Below are 19,504 nucleotides of genomic sequence, written 5' to 3'. Positions count from 1 at the left end.
TTTGGGCAAAATAGTTTGTTTTATCGGGAATTCGTAAGTATAATCGAAAAAGAGCGAATGAAATCAACTTAATTTAAATCAATCAGACAATAATAATGTAATTTTGTATTACATGACCCGTAAATTTCCGTATGGAAGTTTAAAGGAAATATTGAAGAGGTGTAGATATGAAACAAAGTATGACGTTAATCCCTACATTGAGGGAAGTCCCTGCAGATGCAGAAATTAAAAGCCACCAGCTTTTGTTGCGAGCAGGATTCATGAGACAGAATTCAAGTGGCGTTTACAGTTTTATGCCGCTTGGTAATAAAGTGCTTCAAAAGGTTGAAGCGATTGTTCGGGAAGAAATGGACAATGCAGGTGCCGTAGAATTATTGATGCCAGCCCTTCAACAAGCGGAATTTTGGCAGGAATCCGGTCGTTGGTATACATATGGACCCGAATTAATGCGATTAAAAGACCGTAACAACCGTGAATTTGCCCTTGGAGCTACACATGAAGAGGTCGTTACAAGCTTGGTCCGTGACGAAGTGAAGTCATACAAGCGTTTGCCATTGACGGTTTATCAAATCCAAACGAAGTTCCGTGATGAAAAAAGACCTCGTTTTGGTTTATTGCGCGGACGCGAATTCATCATGAAGGATGCTTACTCATTCCATGCAAATCAAGAAAGTCTTGATGCTGTATATGAAAAACTTTATGCGGCCTATTCAAATGTATTTAGCCGTTGTGGCCTTGATTTCCGTGCAGTCATCGCCGATTCAGGAGCGATGGGTGGAAAGGATACACATGAATTCATGGTGCTTTCTGAAATTGGAGAAGACACGATTGCCTATTCAGATACATCCGATTATGCGGCGAATATTGAAATGGCGCCTGTAGCGGTAAAATATGAAAAAAATTCCGAAGAGCAGGGAACACTTGATAAAGTTCATACTCCTGGACAGAAATCAATTGATGATGTAGCTTCATTTTTAAAAACCGATGCTTCAAAATTGATCAAGTCCTTGTTATTTAAAGTGGATGAAAAATATGTACTCGTCTTGGTACGAGGAGATCATGAAGTGAATGATATCAAAGTAAAAAACTTCTACAATGCTGAAGTCGTGGAGTTAGTGGACCCTAACGAAACGAAAGAAGTCTTAGGTTGTGCGGTAGGTTCTCTTGGACCAATCAATATTGCCTCAAGCGTAGAAGTCATCGCCGATTTGGCCATTGAAGCAATGGTTAATGGAGTATGCGGCGCTAATGAGGAAGATTATCATTTTGTGAATGTAAACCCTGACCGTGATTTTAAGGTGGAAAGTTTTATCGATCTTCGTTTTATCCAAGAGGGAGATCCATCACCGGATGGCAACGGAATAATCAAGTTTGCTAAAGGAATTGAAGTCGGTCACGTATTCAAGCTTGGGACTAAATATTCCGAAGCGATGAACGCGACGTTCCTAGATGAAAACGGCCGTTCGCAACCGATGATCATGGGTTGTTACGGTATTGGTGTATCTCGTACACTTGCAGCTGTCGCTGAGCAATTCAATGATGAGAAAGGTTTAGTATGGCCGGTGAATTTGGCTCCGTTCCAGGTCCATTTGATTCCGGTTAACATGAAGGATCAATCTCAAGCTGAACTTGCAGAAAAACTATATGCTGAACTTAAAAAACAAGGCATGGATGTCTTGTTGGATGACCGTCATGAACGTGCCGGAGTGAAATTTGCCGATTCTGACTTGATTGGACTTCCTGTCCGCGTAACGGTCGGTAAAAAAGCTTCCGAAGGCATCGTGGAAGTGAAGATCCGTAAAACAGGTGAAGTGCTTGAACTGGAAACATCGGAACTTGCACAGAAGTTACATGAATTATTGGGATAAAGCAGTAAAATCATAGCTTGATTTGGCATCATTCATTTGGATGATGCCTTTCCTTTTCCCTATAATTAGATGTCCGTGAACTGCATCTAGTATGTTATAATAACCACTGTTATTAGAATGAAACTGATGAATAATATCTTTAGATAGTAGATAAAGGGGAGAGAGGAAATGGATCAAAATCCAAACAGCGGTAGAGAGAGATTTCAACTCTTGCTCCAGCAATTGGGCTTGACTGAGGATGCCTTTGTGAATTTTTTCATCGGTGCCGAAATTGATAAACTTTCCATAGAGAGAGAGTCCCAAAAATGGCATTTTGCCTTTAATATACCTGCGTTAATTCCATGCAGTGTTCATACAAGATTTTCAAATCATTTAACTAGTACTTTTGCCCATATTGCCAAGGTTACATTCACCATGAATGTTGCCAATCCGATAGTGACGGAGGAATTGGTCAAAGAATACTGGAAAAATTGCATAAGTGAACTACAAGGCATATCGCCAGCACTTTTATCACTCTTAAATGAGCAAGAACCCAAAGTGACAGGGTATAAGCTCGTGGTCAATGCACGTAATGGTGCGGAAGCTGGACAGTTAAAACAGAAATACTCCGGTCTCATTTCGAATATTTATCAAACGTATGGTTTCCCTCCATTAACTCTTGAAGCAGAAGTGAACGAAAATGTTTCGGAAACTGATTACAAGAAGTTTTTAGCAGAGAAGCAAAAGGAAGATGAGGAAAAGGGACTTGCCGCGTTACTAGAGATGCAGAAGAAAGAATCGGAAAAAGGAGACGAGGGTGTTTACGAAGGCCCGGTTAAAATCGGGTACACCATTAAAGAAGATGCCGATTTCCGTAGCATAGAGCAAATTATTGATGAAGAGCGCAGGATAGCGATTGAAGGTTTCGTGTTTGACGCGGAAGTCCGTGAGCTCCGGAGCGGACGTAGTCTATTGACGTTTAAAGTTACGGATTATACAAGCTCTATTTTAGTTAAAATGTTTTCACGTGACAAAGAGGATGCTGCCATCCTAGCCCGTGTTAAAAAAGGAATGTGGGTACGTGCCCAAGGTAGCATTCAAAATGATACGTTTGTTCGCGATCTAGTTATGATTGCAAACGATATTAATGAGATCTCTAAGCAGGGACGGCAGGATAAGGCTCCTGAGGGTGAAAAACGCGTCGAGCTTCATATGCACACACCGATGAGCCAAATGGATGCAGTGACGCCGACATCCGCCCTTGTTGCCCAAGCCGCGAAGTGGGGTCATAAGGCCGTAGCCATCACCGATCATGCAGGGGCTCAATCTTTCCCAGAGGCCTACGGCGCCGGCCAAAAACATGACATCAAGATTTTGTATGGTGTCGAAGTGAATCTCGTGAACGACGGTGTGCCAATCGCCTATAATGAAGCACATATACCGCTTTCCGATGCCACCTATATCGTTTTCGATGTCGAGACGACTGGTTTGTCTGCCGTTTATGATACGATCATTGAATTAGCAGCCGTGAAAATTCATGATGGAGACATCATTGATAAATTTGAATCATTCGCTAACCCACATCGACCGTTATCCAATACGATCATCGACTTGACTCATATCACAGATGATATGCTGGTGGATGCACCGGAAGTTTCAGACGTATTGGAAAAGTTCAAGGAATGGGCGGGAGATGCCATCCTTGTTGCGCATAATGCAAGTTTTGATATGGGCTTTTTGAACATGGGCTACAAAAATATTGGGTATCCAAAAGCAACCAATCCCGTATTGGATACGCTGGAATTAGGGAGATTTTTATATCCCGAGTTCAAAAATCACCGGTTGAACACATTGTGTAAAAAGCTCGATATTGATTTGACTCAACATCATAGGGCCATATACGATGCTGAGGCTACGGGGTACCTGATGTTGAAGATGTTGAAGGAAACGATAGCGAGAGGCATTACCCATCATGATCAATTAAATGACAATATGGGAAACGGAAATGCATATCAGCGTTCTCGACCATCTCATTGTACTTTGATTGCACAAACACAGGAAGGCTTGAAAAATCTCTTTAAATTGATTTCATTATCCCATATTAATTATTTTTACAGAGTTCCGCGGATTCCGCGTTCTCAACTAAAAAAATATCGTGAAGGAATTCTCGTTGGTTCTGGATGTGATAAAGGGGAAGTCTTCGAAGGGATGATGCAAAAGGGTTTTGAGGATGTTGTCGAAATAGCCGAGTTTTACGATTATCTTGAAATCCATCCAAAGGATGTTTATCAACATTTGATAGAGCTTGAATTTGTCCGTGATGAAAAGTCGTTAGAGACGATTATTTCAAACATTGTCAAGCTCGGAGAAAAGCTTAATAAACCTGTTGTAGCGACAGGAAATGTGCATTATTTGGACCCGAATGACAAGATATACCGTAAAATCCTTGTGAATTCACAAGGTGGGGCGAATATGCTGAATCGACATAAGCTACCAGATGTCCATTTCCGTACAACGGATGAGATGTTAAGGGATTTTTCCTTCCTTGGTGCCGAGAAGGCAAAAGAAGTCGTAGTCACAAATACGAATAAAATTGCAGATATGATAGAAAACATCAAGCCAATCAAGGACGATCTATATACACCTAAAATCGAGGGTGCAGAAGAAGAAATGCGTGCAATGAGTTATGGAATGGCTAGAAAGATATATGGAGAGAATCTACCGGAAATCGTTGAGGCCCGTCTTGAAAAGGAACTAAAAAGTATTATCGGCCATGGATTCGCCGTTATCTATTTAATTTCTCATAAACTGGTTAAAAAATCATTGAATGATGGCTATCTCGTTGGTTCCCGGGGTTCGGTCGGATCGTCATTCGTTGCGACGATGACAGAAATTACGGAAGTGAACCCGCTGCCGCCACATTATGTGTGCCCAGTATGTAAGAAATCGGAATTCTTTAATGATGGGTCAGTAGGCTCAGGGTTTGACTTGCCTGATAAAGATTGCCCGGATTGTGGCATTGCCTATACGAAAGACGGTCATGATATTCCATTTGAAACGTTCCTTGGATTTAAAGGGGATAAGGTCCCCGATATTGACTTGAACTTCTCTGGTGAATATCAGCCGAAAGCCCATGATTATACGAAGGTCCTATTTGGAGAAGATTATGTTTATCGTGCCGGTACAATCGGTACGGTGGCTGAAAAGACGGCATACGGATATGTTAAAGGCTATTCAGCCGACAATAATATCCACATGCGTGGTGCAGAAACAGATCGACTTGTCGCGGGATGTACGGGTGTTAAACGGACAACTGGACAGCATCCAGGGGGAATCATCGTTGTCCCGGATTACATGGATATCTATGATTTCTCACCAATACAGTTCCCTGCGGATGACAGAAACTCAGAGTGGAAAACGACTCACTTTGATTTCCACTCCATTCACGATAATATTTTGAAACTGGATATACTTGGTCATGATGATCCGACAGTGATCAGGATGCTTCAGGATTTAAGTGGTATTGACCCAAAAACGATTCCGACAGATGATCCAGAGGTAATGAAGATATTCAGCAGTACGGAGTCGTTAGGTGTGACTGAAGATCAAATCATGTGTAAAACCGGGACACTCGGCATACCTGAATTTGGAACGCGTTTTGTTCGACAAATGCTTGAGGACACTAAACCGACGACATTTTCCGAGCTTGTCCAGATTTCTGGTTTATCCCACGGTACTGATGTATGGCTGAGCAATGCACAAGAACTGATTCATAATAAAATCTGTACACTTAGCGAAGTAATCGGTTGCCGGGATGATATTATGGTTTATCTCATTTATCAGGGACTAGACCCTTCCCTTGCTTTTAAAATCATGGAATCCGTACGTAAAGGGAAAGGCTTGTCTGAGGAATTCGAAGAGGAAATGCGTAAGAATCAAGTGCCGGAATGGTATATAGATTCCTGTAAGAAGATTAAATATATGTTCCCGAAAGCACATGCTGCCGCATATGTGTTGATGGCGGTTCGGATTGCCTATTTCAAAGTGCATTTGCCATTATTGTATTATGCAGCATATTTCACGGTTCGTGCCGATGACTTCGAAATAGATGCCATGACACGTGGGTCACAAGCAATCAAGACCAAGATGGATGAAATAAATGTAAAAGGGTTGGATGCTTCCACGAAAGAGAAAAACACACTGACGGTACTTGAGCTAGCGTTGGAAATGTGTGAGCGTGGATACTCTTTCGCCAAGGTAGACTTGTATAAATCGAGTGCAGACCAATTCATCATTGAGGGTAACACGTTAATTCCACCTTTCAATTCGATTCCAGGTCTTGGTACGAATGCGGCGATCAATATTGTCAATGCGCGCAAAAACGGAGAGTTTCTCTCCAAGGAAGATTTGCAACAACGTGGGAAAGTATCCAAGACAATTCTTGAATACCTTGATAAACAAGGCTGTCTCGAGGCTCTTCCAGAACAAAATCAGCTTTCCTTATTTTAAGTGTGGAACTGCCTATGAAAAGGAAGAAACAGACATGATATTTGCAAAAATATCTTGATTATGGTATATTTTTATTGGAAATACTAAGAGGAACCAATGGCAAGAGTGGGGAAACCCACTCTTTCGTGTTGTATTGACCATTTAATTTTGAATCCGAAACCAAGCGCACACAACGCACGTATGGAGGAAACAAATGAGTAAAAAGGTAACGGAAGTTGTAGAAGAATTAGCTCTACCAATTCTTGAAGAATTGCAGCTTGAATTAGTTGAAGTGGAGTATGTGAAGGAAGGCAAGAACTGGTTCCTTCGAGTGTACATTGATAAAGAGACAGGCGTAGATCTTGAAGATTGCGGGAAAACGAGTGAAAAGCTCAGTGAAAAGCTTGATGAAGTCGATCCAATTCCACAAATTTATTTTCTCGAAGTTTCATCTCCCGGAGCGGAAAGGCCTCTAAAAAAAGAGAAGGATTTCCTTAATGCTATCGGTAAAAATGTTTACATAAAAACATACGAGCCCATTTTAAATGAAAAAGAATTCGAAGGAATCATGACCAATTATGATGGGAATGAAGTGACGCTTGAAATCAAAATCAAGACTAGAAAGAAAATAGTCGTCATTCCATTTGAAAAAGTGGCGAAAGCAAGACTTGCCATTACCTTCTCTTAATCAAGCAATTATTAATTAAATATCCGTAAGGGGGATCACCATGAGCAATGAGTTATTGGATGCTCTCTATATTTTAGAACATGATAAAGGAATTTCGAGAGAAGTTTTGATCGACGCGATTGAGGCTGCACTTATATCGGCATATCGCCGTAACTTTAACCAAGCACAAAATGTACGTATCGACTTGAATTTAGGCAAAGGCACCATGCGAGTATTTGCCAGAAAAGATGTAGTCGAGGAAGTATTCGATTCACGTCTGGAAATTTCCGTTGAAGAAGCAAGAGCAATAGATCCAAACTACCAGTTGGAAGATATTGTGGAAATGGAAGTTACGCCTAAGGATTTCGGCCGTATTGCTGCACAAACAGCCAAGCAGGTCGTAACACAAAGAGTGCGTGAAGCTGAACGTGGTATCATTTACGCAGAATTCATAGACCGTGAAGAGGATATCATGACAGGTATCGTGCAACGCCAGGATTCACGTTTCATCTATGTGAGTTTGGGGAAAATTGAAGCATTGCTTCCTGTCAATGAACAGATGCCAAATGAACAGTATAAACCTCACGACCGCATCAAGGTTTTCATTACAAAAGTTGAAAAGACTTCGAAAGGGCCACAAATTTTTGTATCCCGTTCTCATCCAGGTCTTTTAAAACGTTTGTTTGAGATAGAAGTGCCTGAGATTTTTGATGGAACTGTAGAAATCAAATCAGTTGCCAGAGAAGCAGGCGACCGCTCAAAAATTTCTGTACACTCAGATAATGAGGAAGTCGATCCAGTTGGTTCATGTGTTGGCCAAAAAGGACAGCGTGTCCAGGCTATCGTCAATGAATTAAAAGGTGAGAAGATCGATATCGTTAAATGGTCAGAAAATCCTGTTATCTTTGTTGCGAATGCTTTAAGTCCTTCAAAAGTGCTTGAAGTAATCGTTAAAGAAGAAGACAAAGCGACGACGGTCATTGTTCCTGACTACCAACTTTCACTAGCAATTGGTAAGCGTGGACAAAACGCACGCTTAGCAGCCAAACTGACTGGCTGGAAAATTGATATCAAGAGTGAAACGGAAGCCCGCGAAGCTGGTATTTACCCTGTTGAAGAACAGGAGTTCTTATTAAGCCGGGATAGTTATGTGAATGAAGAGGATGAAGAATTCGAAGAGGATAACGAGTAAGGTAGAGGTGAAAATAGATGAATAGCCGAAAAAAAATCCCGATGCGTAAATGTGTTGCCACTGGCGTTATGAAGCCAAAGAAAGAACTCATTCGTATCGTTCGATCTAAAGAAGGGGAAGTCAGCCTTGATCCGACCGGAAAAAAATCGGGAAGGGGAGCTTATTTGACCCTTGATCGGAATATTATCGAGCTGGCCAAAAAGAAAAATGTGCTGGCAAATCACCTTAGTACTCAAATTGATTCTTCCCTTTATGAACAATTGCTTGAATTAGTGGATAAGGAGCAAGACTAACACCATGACCCAACAACAACAATGGATGTCTCTATTAGGTTTGGCCAATCGAGCACGCAAGCTAATTTCGGGTGAAGAATTAGTGGTTAAAGAGATTAGAAGCGGTAATGCCAAAGTTGTTATTTTAGCCGCGGACGCTTCAAAAAACACTGAGAAAAAAATCTCTGATAAGTGCGCATTTTATCAGGTTCCTTTAAAAAGAGTCGAAGACAGATCTATGCTCGGCCATGCTATTGGCAAAGATGCTAGAGTTGCCGTCGCAGTTCTTGATGAAGGTTTTGCACAAAAACTCCGAATGCTGCTCGATTAAATTTACCGGGGGTGAACGTATGACAAAATTGCGTGTATATGAATATGCAAAACAGAAAAACGTTTCAAGTAAAGACGTAATAAATAAACTTAAAGAAATGAATATAGAGGTAACAAACCATATGACAGCATTAGACGATTCAACTGTAAACAAATTAAACGATTCTCTTAAACCAAAAAGCGAAGAACCAACCCAAGCAGCTGCTGAACCAAAAGCAAATGCAACGGTTGCGAAATACGAAGCTGAAGCAGATGAGAAAAGCACGATCAATAAAGAAAAGCTAAAGAAAAAGCCACCAGTTAAACCGTTGGGCACTAAAAAACCATCAGGACAGTTTAGCAGGGGAAGAAATAACCGTAATAAGAATAACAAACAAAGACAATCGGCGCCGCAGGCACCAGTTACAAAACGTAAGGAAAGAGAACTTCCAGAAAAAATTACGTTTTATGAGTCTTTGACTGTCATGGAACTTGGTAAGAAACTTCACCGTGAACCTTCTGAAATCATTAAGAAGCTTTTCATGCTTGGAGTCATGGCTACAATCAACCAAACGTTGGATAAAGATGCTATCGAATTAATCTGTACTGAGTACGGAGTATTGGCTGAAGAAGAGATTCGTGTTGACTTGACAGATCTTGAGTCATTAGTGACTGAAGATGCTTCTGAAGATTTAATCGAACGTCCAGCAGTCGTAACTATCATGGGTCACGTCGATCATGGTAAAACGACATTGCTTGATTCTATTCGCCATACGAAAGTAACAGAAGGCGAAGCGGGCGGAATCACTCAACATATCGGTGCTTACCAAGTCAAAGTCAATGACAAGAAAATCACATTCCTTGATACACCAGGACATGCTGCGTTTACAACAATGCGTGCTCGTGGAGCTTTAATCACGGATATTACGATTCTTGTTGTAGCAGCGGATGACGGTGTAATGCCGCAAACAATTGAAGCGATTAACCATGCTAAAGCAGCGGATGTTCCAATCATTGTTGCTGTTAATAAAATGGATAAAGAAGCAGCTAATCCTGACCGCGTCATGCAAGAATTAACAGAGCATGGTTTAGTTTCTGAAGCATGGGGTGGAGATACGATCTTCGTACCTATTTCTGCCAAAACGGGCGAAGGAATTGATAACTTGCTGGAAATGATTCTACTAGTTAGTGAAGTAGAAGAATATAAAGCCAATCCAACCCGTAAAGCGAACGGAACGGTTATAGAAGCACGTTTGGATAAAGGCCGTGGCTCTGTAGCGACGTTACTAGTCCAAAACGGTACTTTGAAAGTCGGAGACCCAATCGTTATCGGTAACACTTTCGGCCGTGTACGTGCCATGGTCAGTGATCTTGGACGTCGTGTTAAGGATGCAGGTCCATCAACACCGGTTGAAATCACTGGATTGAATGAAGTTCCACAAGCAGGCGACCGTTTCATCGTCTTTGAAGATGAGAAAACAGCCCGCCAAGTTGGGGAAGTACGTGCACAGAGACAACTTGCTTCACAACGTAATGAAAAATCACGTGTAACACTTGATACATTGTTTGAACAAATGAAAGAAGGGGAAATTAAGGAATTGAACATCATCTTAAAAGCGGATGTTCAAGGTTCTGCTGAAGCAGTAGCCGCTTCCCTGAATAAAATAGAAGTAGAAGGCGCTAAAGTAAAAATCATTCATATCGGCGTCGGTGCTATCACAGAGTCTGATATCATCCTTGCTACCGCTTCTAATGCAATCGTAATTGGTTTTAATGTTCGTCCAGATGCGAATGCGAAGCGTGCCGCTGAATCAGAACAAGTTGATGTTCGCCTTCACCGTATCATATACAAAGCAATTGAAGAGATTGAATCGGCTATGAAAGGGATGCTTGATCCTGAGTTCGAAGAAAAAATCATTGGTCAAGCTGAAGTTCGTACAACTTTCAAAGTATCTAAAGTTGGTACAATTGCTGGTTCATATGTTACCGAAGGAAAACTTACGCGTGACAGCGGAATTCGCTTAATTCGTGAAGGTGTTGTCATTTACGAAGGTGAAATTGACGCATTGAAACGTTTTAAAGATGACGTTAAAGAAGTGGCAACAAATTATGAATGTGGTATTACCATTAAAAATTACAATGACCTTAAAGAGGGCGATGTAATTGAGGCTTATATAATGGAAGAAATCGAGCGTAAATGATCGTTGGATCCGTCCAATGTGAGTGCATAATCTATGACACCCATTCTTTGAAAGAAAAACGAGCTGTGTTGCAACGTGTCATGACACGGCTTAAGCAGAAGCTTAATGTCTCGGTAGCGGAAACGGATTTCCAGGATCTTTGGCAGCGTACTAAGATTTCTATCGTAACCGTTTCATCCTCAAGGAAAGCTACTGAGAGGGAACTTCAAAATGCCCTTAAATTTCTAGATTCATTTCCGGAAATTGAGCGCACAATAACAGATATAGACTGGCTATAAGCTAGCGAGGTGATATTATGAGCCTTCGAGCAAATCGTGTGGGCGAACAAATGAAAAAAGAGCTGAGTGAAATCATCGGCCGCAAAATTAAAGATCCAAGAATCGGATTCGTCACAGTAACGGATGTTGAAGTGACAGGCGATTTACAACAAGCAACAGTTTATATCTCTGTCTTGGGAGACCAGGAACAACGGGAAAAAACTTTGCAGGGTCTTGAAAAGGCAAAAGGATTCATGCGTTCAGAAATTGGGCAAAGAATTCGCTTGCGTAAAACTCCGGAGTTGTTTTTTGAATTTGATGAATCCGTCGATTATGGTAACCGTATCGAATCATTAATTTCTCAAATCAAAAAAGAGGAAAAACCTTCAGTAAAAGACGAAGAATAAGCAAGCAGTAAATGGAGGCTGACTCAATAAGTGCTTTGCACTTCTTGGCTCGGCCTCTTTTTTTTGAAATGACAAGATTAATGAGGTGAAGGAATGGACGGCATACTCCCATTATGGAAACCAAAGGGAATGACATCCCATGATTGTGTTTTTAAATTAAGGAAGATTTTAAAAACGAAAAAAGTCGGACATACGGGCACTTTAGATCCTGAAGTCACCGGTGTTTTACCGATATGTATCGGCAGGGCAACGAAAATTGCCGAATACTTAACAGAAGCAGGTAAAGCGTATGAAGGGGAAGTGACGCTTGGTTTTTCAACGGCTACCGAAGATGCGACTGGAGAAAAAGTGGCGGAACAAAAGGTAACCGAAACATTTCAACGTTCACAAATCCTTGAGGTATTGAAATCCCTAACAGGAAAAATTGAACAAACTCCGCCAATGTTCTCAGCTGTCAAGGTAAATGGCAAAAAGCTATATGAATATGCTCGGGCTGGGATAGAAGTGGAACGTCCAACACGGGAAGTAACTATTCATGATATTACTTTACTGGATGATCGTTCAGAATTCAAAGGTGAAACCATTTCCTTCCGGTTTCGTGTCAAGTGTAGCAAAGGAACCTATATTCGGACATTAGCGGTGATGATGGGCGAAAGATTGGGATACCCGGCACATATGTCGGACTTGGTCCGGATTGAAGCGGCTGGCTTTACGCTTGAGGATTGTTTCACGTTCGCTGAGGTGGAAGAATTCATGGAATCAGAAAAGACAGGAGATTTTCTGTTGCCATTAGAACGTGGATTGTTACATTTGCCGAAATTCCAGATTAATGATAAAGTAGCAAAGAAAGTACTTAACGGTGCGGTATTGGAACAAACGGAGGATGTTGTTTTTGAAAAGGGGCAACCATTTGTCATGATGGATCCCACTGATAAGGCGATTGCCATTTATCAAATACATCCCACAAAAGAAGGGTTAATTAAACCTGTCAAAGTTTTCGCACAAGAATCATAGACCGTTTTTGCCGTCGGAAAGAGGAGATTGAAAGGTGAAAGTGATTGCATTAGAGCATCCTCATCAATTTAAACCGGATGACTTCCCTGAGCTTGTCATGGCACTTGGTTTTTTTGATGGCATCCATAAAGGACATCAAACTGTCATCCAAACCGCTAAGCAAAAGGCTCATGAAATGAATCTTATGTCAGCAGTCATGACATTTGATCCACATCCTTCCGCTGTATTAGGGAAGAAAGTGGGAAACATTCGTTATATTACACCACTGGAAGATAAGATAAAAATCATAGAAACGATGGAAATCGATTACCTATTTGTCGTCAACTTCAGTAAGGAATTCGCTTCGATGCTACCTGAGGAGTTTGTGGATGATTACATAGTGGGTCTGAATGTCCGTCACGTTGTAGCAGGTTTTGATTATTCTTATGGCCGCTATGGTAATGGATCGATGGATGATCTACCTGCCTATGCTAAGGGAAGATTTGGTCAAACCGTCGTTGCAAAGCAGACATTCGAGGACGGAAAGGTAAGTTCCACAAGAATCAGGGAGACGCTCAGCAATGGTGATTTTTCTGACTTCTATCATTTAGCGGGTCGTCGCTATGTAACAAAGGGACATGTAGTCCATGGAGAAAAGCGGGGGAGAAAGTTAGGATTCCCGACCGCGAATATTGAAGTGAGTGATGATTACATATTCCCCGCACCTGGCGTATATGCAGTCAGGATTAAAATAAGTGGATCCTGGTATGATGGGGTGTGCAATGTAGGGTATAAGCCGACATTCCATGAAGAAAAACCCGAATATCCTAGCGTAGAAGTTCATGCATTAGGTTTTACAGGAGATATCTATGGAGAACAGGTGTCAGTCGAGTGGCATATTAGGTTGAGAAGCGAGCGCAAATTCTCGGGACTTGAAGAGTTAGTCAACCAGATTGAAATTGACAAGCAAAATACGCAAGCATATTTTGCCGAATTGAACGGGTAACATTGTAAGAAACCAAAAGGATAGAAGACAAGGCTTGCAATTTTGACGGAAAACATGTATTCTATTGTATGTATGAAAATAACCATTGCTTGGCTAGTCGAGACTCCGACGCTGGCTCGGTAATAGGTGATTTTACAGAATTTTAGGAGGAATAATAACATGGCTATTACACAAGAACGCAAAAACGAACTTATCGCTGAGTTCAGAACTCACGATACTGACACTGGATCTCCAGAAGTTCAAATCGCAGTACTAACAGAAGAAATCAACAACTTGAACGGTCACTTACGCACACACAAAAAAGATCACCATTCTCGTCGCGGTCTTCTTAAAATGGTAGGTAAACGTCGTAATCTTTTAACTTACCTACGTAATAAAGACGTTACTCGTTACCGTACACTAATTAACACATTAGGTCTACGTAGATAATTTTTTCAAAAAAAGCGGGAAATTTCCCGCTTTTTTGATGTTATTCAAATGATTTGGACGCTATCAATTTTTAGGCTAAGCCATCGTCCTTTGGACTCGGCAGCCGCCGAGTTTTTTTCTACTCATAAATGATTAAGATATATACATAATTGAATGAATAAATATTTAGTCATATTACTGTTAACACTTGTTTTTTTCGTGCATAATAGTGATAGTTTGGTTATAACTTGAGTTCAATTACTTTCACATATAATGATTTATTTTAATAAAGGTTTAGGTAAACTAAGCCTCTAATAGCGAAGATTCAGAGAGGGGTTTAATAAATGGGACAGGGAAAACATACGTATTCATTTGACTGGGCCGGCCGTAATGTAACGGTAGAAATCGGTCAGTTGGCCAAACAAGCGAACGGAGCCGTTTTAGTCCGTTATGGCGAAACAGCTGTCTTAAGTACAGCAACTGCTTCTAAAGAACCTAGAAACGTCGACTTCTTCCCGTTGACAGTCAACTACGAAGAAAGACTGTATGCAGTCGGTAAAATTCCAGGGGGCTTCATTAAACGTGAGGGTAGACCGAGCGAAAGAGCTATTTTGGCAAGCCGTCTAATTGACCGTCCAATTCGTCCACTATTTGCGGATGGTTTCAGGAACGACGTTCAAATCATCAGCATGGTCATGAGTGTTGATCAAGATTGTTCTACAGAAATGGCAGCAATGCTAGGTTCTTCCCTTGCACTTTCAGTTTCTGACATTCCGTTTGAAGGACCAATCGCGGGCGTAGTAGTAGGAAGAATCAATAATGAATTCATCATAAACCCTACTGTTGACCAACTTGCGAAAAGTGATATCAACTTAACGGTTGCTGGAACAAAGGACGCTATCAACATGGTTGAAGCTGGAGCGAATGAAGTGCCTGAAGAAACAATGCTTGAAGCCATCATGTTTGGACATGATGAAATCAAGAAGGTCATTGCATTCCAAGAAAAAATCGTTGCTGAAATTGGCAAGGAAAAGCTACAAATCACTTTGTATAAAGTGGATGAAGAACTTGAAGCAGAAGTGAAAGGCCTATGTGAGGCGGAACTTAACAAAGCTGTACAAGTTCAGGAAAAACATGCACGTGAAGCCGCCATCAAAGAGGTTAAAGATGATGTGTTGGCTAAATACGAAGAAGAAACTGATGAAGAAAAACTAAAACAAATTAAAGAAATTTTAAATAAACTGGTTAAATCAGAAGTCCGCCGTTTAATCACGGAAGAAAAAGTACGTCCGGATGGCCGTAATCCTGATGAAATCAGACCATTGTCATCTGAAGTTACGATTTTACCACGTACCCACGGCTCTGGATTGTTCACACGCGGACAAACACAAGCACTATCCATTTGTACACTGGGAGCACTAGGAGATGTACAAATTTTGGACGGGCTTGGAACAGAAGAGTCAAAACGCTTTATGCATCATTATAACTTCCCACATTTCAGTGTTGGGGAAACAGGTCCGATCCGCGGGGCAGGACGTCGTGAAATCGGTCACGGTGCACTTGGTGAAAGAGCATTAGAACCAGTCATTCCAAATGATAAAGACTTCCCTTATACAATCAGACTTGTATCTGAAGTACTTGAATCTAATGGATCAACATCTCAAGCAAGTATCTGTGCTAGTACGCTAGCTATGATGGATGCGGGTGTTCCATTGAAAGCACCGGTTGCAGGTATCGCAATGGGTCTTGTAAAAACAGGTGAGCATTATACGATCCTGACTGATATTCAAGGCATGGAAGATCACCTTGGCGATATGGACTTTAAAGTGGCTGGAACATCTAAAGGTGTTACCGCTCTTCAAATGGATATCAAAATTGATGGTCTTTCAAGAGAAATTCTTGAAGAAGCATTGCTTCAAGCTAAAAAAGGCCGCATGCATATCTTGGAATCGATGATTGCTACAATCAATCAACCGCGTGAAAAATTGTCCAAATATGCGCCTAAAATCGTTACAATGACCATTAATCCGGACAAAATCCGCGATGTTATCGGACCTAGTGGTAAACATATCAATAAAATCATTGAAGAGACCGGCGTGAAAATCGATATCGAACAAGATGGTACGGTATTCATTTCTTCAACGGACGAACCGATGATCGAAAAAGCTAAAAAAATCATTGAAGACATCGTTCGTGAAGTCGTTGTGGGCGAACTATACTTAGGTAAAGTTAAACGCATTGAAAAATTCGGTTGCTTCGTGGAGATTTTCAATGGTAAAGATGGTTTGGTCCATATTTCGGAATTGGCTGAAGAAAGAGTCGGCAAAGTGGAAGATGTCGTTTCACTTGGCGATGAGCTATTAGTAAAGGTCACTGAGATTGACAAACAAGGTAGGGTTAACCTTTCTCGTAAAGCTGTACTTAAAGAACAAAAAGAAGCAGCTAATCCTTCTCAATCATAAGAAAAAAGAATATACGGCATGCGGTTCTCTTTATGAACCTGCATGCTTTTTTTGTTTGAAAAGGCCCCCTTATTTATAAGCATTTCAGCAATTGAAAGTTGTCATGTTCTACCTTGTCCATTTTCTTCATACATTTCTGTATGAAGGGGGCGTAAAAAATGAATAATAAATGGAAGCAGATAGTTGCGATAAGTGCCATTGCAGGTATATCATGGTTATTAGTGCAAAATCCATATACACAAGTTTATTTGACCCAGTTAACGAATCAATCAGTGGCTACCATGAAGCAGGAAGATGAACTGCTTACCGAGATAAAAGGATCAGCCCAAAAATATGAGATTGCACCCCAAGATGCACGAATAGATTCGGTTTGGAAGACCGTTCCTGGGTATAATGGCCTTACGGTCAATATCCAGGCTTCGTATAAAGCAATGAAGAAGGAGGATAAATTCGATAAGGATAAGCTTGTGTATGAACAAGTTCCCCCAAAAGTCCATTTAAAAGATCTTGAGCCTGCACCCATTTACCGGGCACATCCGGAAAAGCAGGTTGTATCATTTTTAATCAATGTGGCTTGGGGAAATGAATACCTACAAGATATGTTGGCTGTGTTGAAGAAGCATAATGTAAAGGCGACGTTTTTTCTAGAAGGGAAATGGACGAAAAATAATCCGGAATTCGCAAAAATGATTGTGGATGGTGGTCATGAAATAGGCAATCATTCATACTCGCATCCTAATATGCAAACCATTTCCTCACAGGCAACACGGGAGGAAATCACCAAGACGAATGAAGTGGTGGAAGCTGTGACGGGCGTGAAGATGAATTGGTTCGCCCCTCCAAGTGGGAGTTATCGAGACGAAACGGTCAAAATTGCGAGTTCTTTAGGAATGGGGACCGTGATGTGGAGTGTGGATACGATTGACTGGCAAAAACCCAGCCCCGAGGTCCTTCAACAAAGGGTCCTTTCTAAAGTTCACCCTGGAGCTTTTATTTTAATGCATCCGACAGAATCTACAGCCAAATCCTTGGAGACGTTAATTATTAATATAGAAAAGAAAGACCTGGAAGTTGTTAAGGTTTCGGAAGCAGTTAGTGAGGAACGTTTGAATCCGTAAGGCTTTGGTTACGATAGCAGCATAGAATGATTGGGAGGAATGTTAGTTGATTAAGAAATACACGTGTCAAAATGGAGTAAGAATAGTATTGGAAAATATTCCAACAGTGCGTTCAGCGGCAATTGGAGTTTGGATCAAGACCGGTTCGCGGAATGAAACACCGGAACTGAATGGTGTATCCCATTTTCTTGAGCATATGTTTTTCAAAGGGACGACAACGAGGAACGCGCGTGAAATCGCCGAGTCGTTTGACAGCATTGGCGGCCAAGTGAATGCATTTACTTCAAAAGAGTATACATGCTACTATGCTAAAGTAATGGATAACCATGCAAGCTATGCTCTTGAAATTCTTGCTGATATGTTCTTCAACTCTACATTTGATGAGGAAGAATTGAAAAAAGAAAAAAATGTTGTCTATGAAGAAATCAAAATGTATGAAGATACACCCGATGATATCGTCCATGACCTTTTGAGCAAGGCTGTCTATGAAAATCATCCTCTTGGCTATCCAATCCTTGGTACGGAAAGTACGTTGGAAACATTCAATAGTGAAACACTTAAGAAATATGTTCATGATATGTATACGCCTGATAAAGTCGTCATCTCGATTGCTGGAAATGTGGACGAGAAGTTGATTCAGGAAGTGGAAAGTTACTTTGGTTCCTATCAAGGTGGGGAAGAGCGTCTTGAATTGGTGAAGCCTTCATTCCATGAAAATAGAATCACTCGTAAAAAAGAGACTGAACAAGCACACCTATGCCTCGGTTTCAAAGGTTTGGAAATCGGAAATGATAAAACCTATAGTCTAGTCACATTGAATAATATCCTTGGAGGTAGCATGAGTAGCCGTCTATTCCAAGAGGTCCGTGAGCAACGTGGGCTGGCCTACTCGGTATATTCTTACCATTCAAGCTACCAGGATACGGGTTTAGTGACCATTTATGGTGGGACAGGCACAAGCCAGCTTGACAGCTTGTATGATACGATCCAGGAGACGCTTGCTACGCTGAAAAGAGACGGAATCACAGAAAAAGAATTGCGAAATAGTAAGGAACAGCTAAAAGGTAGCTTAATGCTAAGCCTTGAGAGCACAAACAGCCGAATGAGCCGTAATGGCAAAAATGAGCTAATGCTAGGTGAGCATCGTTCACTGGATGATATCATAGTCAAGATTGATGAAGTTACGGAAGATAGTGTCAATGAACTAGCAAACCGTATCTTCACAGAACACTCTTTATCGTTGGTGAGCCCTTTGGAAAATTGGGATAAATAAATATCTACGACCTGTTCTTCTGTTTAGGAGGGCAGGTTTTTTTTTGGAAGGAAGGGGACGACTATTTTAATAAATGCCTTCTAAGTTCTCTTGATTTCGGATATAGATGGAATTAAGGAGAAAAAAAGGGGGATTCGGATTTGAGGCTGAGTGAATTAAGTGGAAAAGAGATAGTCGATGTGAACAGGGCAGAACGATTAGGTGTCCTGGGACAAACGGATTTGGAATTTGACGAAACGGGACAAATTACCACTTTGGTCATTCCTTCAGTAAAATGGTTTGGGCTTTTCAGAAATGGAAGTGAAATCAGGGTACCATGGAATCACATTAAAAAAGTGGGAACGGATATGCTCATTATCGATTTTAGGGAAGAACTTGAAGCTCATTCGGTGGAAGACGGAGAACATATGGATGGATAGGAATGAAAATGAGAAAAGACTAATGAGCGCCTTAGCTGGTAATAGCTATAGGCGTTTTTACTTTTCTAATCACCGTTCTTTATTTCAGTACATAAGATGGATGGAGACTGAATGAATATCGGATAACAAAACGCCTTCAAGAGTTGATTTTGGGCGAGGAGTGGGTTGGATTTTTAAAAAGAAGG

At 41.1% G+C, this 19,504-nt stretch carries 16 protein-coding genes; all 16 read left to right on the top strand.

The genetic code is table 11. The features are described from left to right. Nucleotides 1-167 precede the first annotated feature (167 nt). The 16 genes from ACIQXR_RS11465 (at nt 168) to ACIQXR_RS11390 (ending at nt 19,319) form a co-directional block, all read left to right on the top strand. On the top strand, nt 168-1,868 hold the full coding sequence (locus ACIQXR_RS11465) for a proline--tRNA ligase (RefSeq protein WP_402868390.1): 1,701 nt from the start codon (nt 168-170) through the stop codon (nt 1,866-1,868). 168 nt (nt 1,869-2,036) lie between these two features. After that, nucleotides 2,037-6,356, top strand: coding sequence for a PolC-type DNA polymerase III (locus tag ACIQXR_RS11460; protein WP_402868392.1), 4,320 nt, complete (start codon nt 2,037-2,039; stop codon nt 6,354-6,356). Nucleotides 6,357-6,549: 193 nt separating this feature from the next. Then, nucleotides 6,550-7,023, top strand: a complete 474-nt coding sequence (rimP, locus tag ACIQXR_RS11455; protein WP_402868394.1) for a ribosome maturation factor RimP — start codon at nt 6,550-6,552, stop codon at nt 7,021-7,023. 40 nt (nt 7,024-7,063) lie between these two features. Next, on the top strand, nt 7,064-8,194 hold the full coding sequence (gene nusA, locus ACIQXR_RS11450; RefSeq protein ID WP_402868396.1) for a transcription termination factor NusA: 1,131 nt from the start codon (nt 7,064-7,066) through the stop codon (nt 8,192-8,194). Between the two features lie 17 nt (nt 8,195-8,211). Next, nucleotides 8,212-8,487, top strand: a complete 276-nt coding sequence (gene rnpM / locus ACIQXR_RS11445) for an RNase P modulator RnpM (RefSeq protein WP_402868398.1) — start codon at nt 8,212-8,214, stop codon at nt 8,485-8,487. A gap of 4 nt (nt 8,488-8,491) precedes the next feature. After that, on the top strand, nt 8,492-8,797 hold the full coding sequence (locus ACIQXR_RS11440; RefSeq protein ID WP_402868399.1) for a YlxQ family RNA-binding protein: 306 nt from the start codon (nt 8,492-8,494) through the stop codon (nt 8,795-8,797). A 19-nt stretch (nt 8,798-8,816) separates the two neighbouring features. After that, nucleotides 8,817-10,976 carry a translation initiation factor IF-2 gene (infB, locus tag ACIQXR_RS11435; protein WP_402868401.1) on the top strand — a complete coding sequence of 720 codons (2,160 nt, stop codon included), beginning with the start codon at nt 8,817-8,819 and terminating at the stop codon, nt 10,974-10,976. Then, nucleotides 10,973-11,254 carry a DUF503 domain-containing protein gene (locus ACIQXR_RS11430; protein WP_402868403.1) on the top strand — a complete coding sequence of 94 codons (282 nt, stop codon included), beginning with the start codon at nt 10,973-10,975 and terminating at the stop codon, nt 11,252-11,254. The genes infB and ACIQXR_RS11430 overlap by 4 nt, the downstream gene beginning before the upstream one ends. A 17-nt stretch (nt 11,255-11,271) precedes the next feature. Beyond that, on the top strand, nt 11,272-11,640 hold the full coding sequence (gene rbfA / locus ACIQXR_RS11425) for a 30S ribosome-binding factor RbfA (RefSeq protein WP_402868404.1): 369 nt from the start codon (nt 11,272-11,274) through the stop codon (nt 11,638-11,640). Nucleotides 11,641-11,733: 93 nt separating this feature from the next. Beyond that, nucleotides 11,734-12,654: a tRNA pseudouridine(55) synthase TruB gene (truB, locus tag ACIQXR_RS11420; RefSeq protein ID WP_402868405.1), complete on the top strand. Its 921-nt coding sequence runs from the start codon at nt 11,734-11,736 to the stop codon at nt 12,652-12,654. A 34-nt stretch (nt 12,655-12,688) separates the two neighbouring features. Next, on the top strand, nt 12,689-13,639 hold the full coding sequence (ribF, locus tag ACIQXR_RS11415; protein WP_402868407.1) for a bifunctional riboflavin kinase/FAD synthetase: 951 nt from the start codon (nt 12,689-12,691) through the stop codon (nt 13,637-13,639). A gap of 159 nt (nt 13,640-13,798) precedes the next feature. Next, on the top strand, nt 13,799-14,068 hold the full coding sequence (gene rpsO, locus ACIQXR_RS11410; RefSeq protein ID WP_402868411.1) for a 30S ribosomal protein S15: 270 nt from the start codon (nt 13,799-13,801) through the stop codon (nt 14,066-14,068). A 323-nt stretch (nt 14,069-14,391) separates the two neighbouring features. Further along, a complete protein-coding gene (gene pnp, locus ACIQXR_RS11405; RefSeq protein WP_402868413.1) occupies nt 14,392-16,509 on the top strand; it encodes a polyribonucleotide nucleotidyltransferase in 2,118 nt (705 codons plus the stop codon). Nucleotides 16,510-16,667: 158 nt separating this feature from the next. Then, complete coding sequence (locus ACIQXR_RS11400; protein WP_402868415.1) at nt 16,668-17,627, top strand: polysaccharide deacetylase family protein; 960 nt, start codon at nt 16,668-16,670, stop codon at nt 17,625-17,627. A gap of 46 nt (nt 17,628-17,673) precedes the next feature. Further along, nucleotides 17,674-18,900 (top strand): M16 family metallopeptidase, encoded by a 1,227-nt coding sequence (locus ACIQXR_RS11395; protein WP_402868417.1) that lies wholly within the window; start codon nt 17,674-17,676, stop codon nt 18,898-18,900. Between the two features lie 140 nt (nt 18,901-19,040). Beyond that, nucleotides 19,041-19,319 (top strand): YlmC/YmxH family sporulation protein, encoded by a 279-nt coding sequence (locus ACIQXR_RS11390; protein ID WP_402868419.1) that lies wholly within the window; start codon nt 19,041-19,043, stop codon nt 19,317-19,319. Nucleotides 19,320-19,504 lie beyond the last annotated feature (185 nt).

The sequence above is a fragment of the Peribacillus sp. NPDC097224 genome (assembly GCF_044761985.1).
Taxonomy (GTDB): domain Bacteria; phylum Bacillota; class Bacilli; order Bacillales; family DSM-1321; genus Peribacillus.
This window is presented reverse-complemented; position numbering and strand designations above follow the sequence as displayed.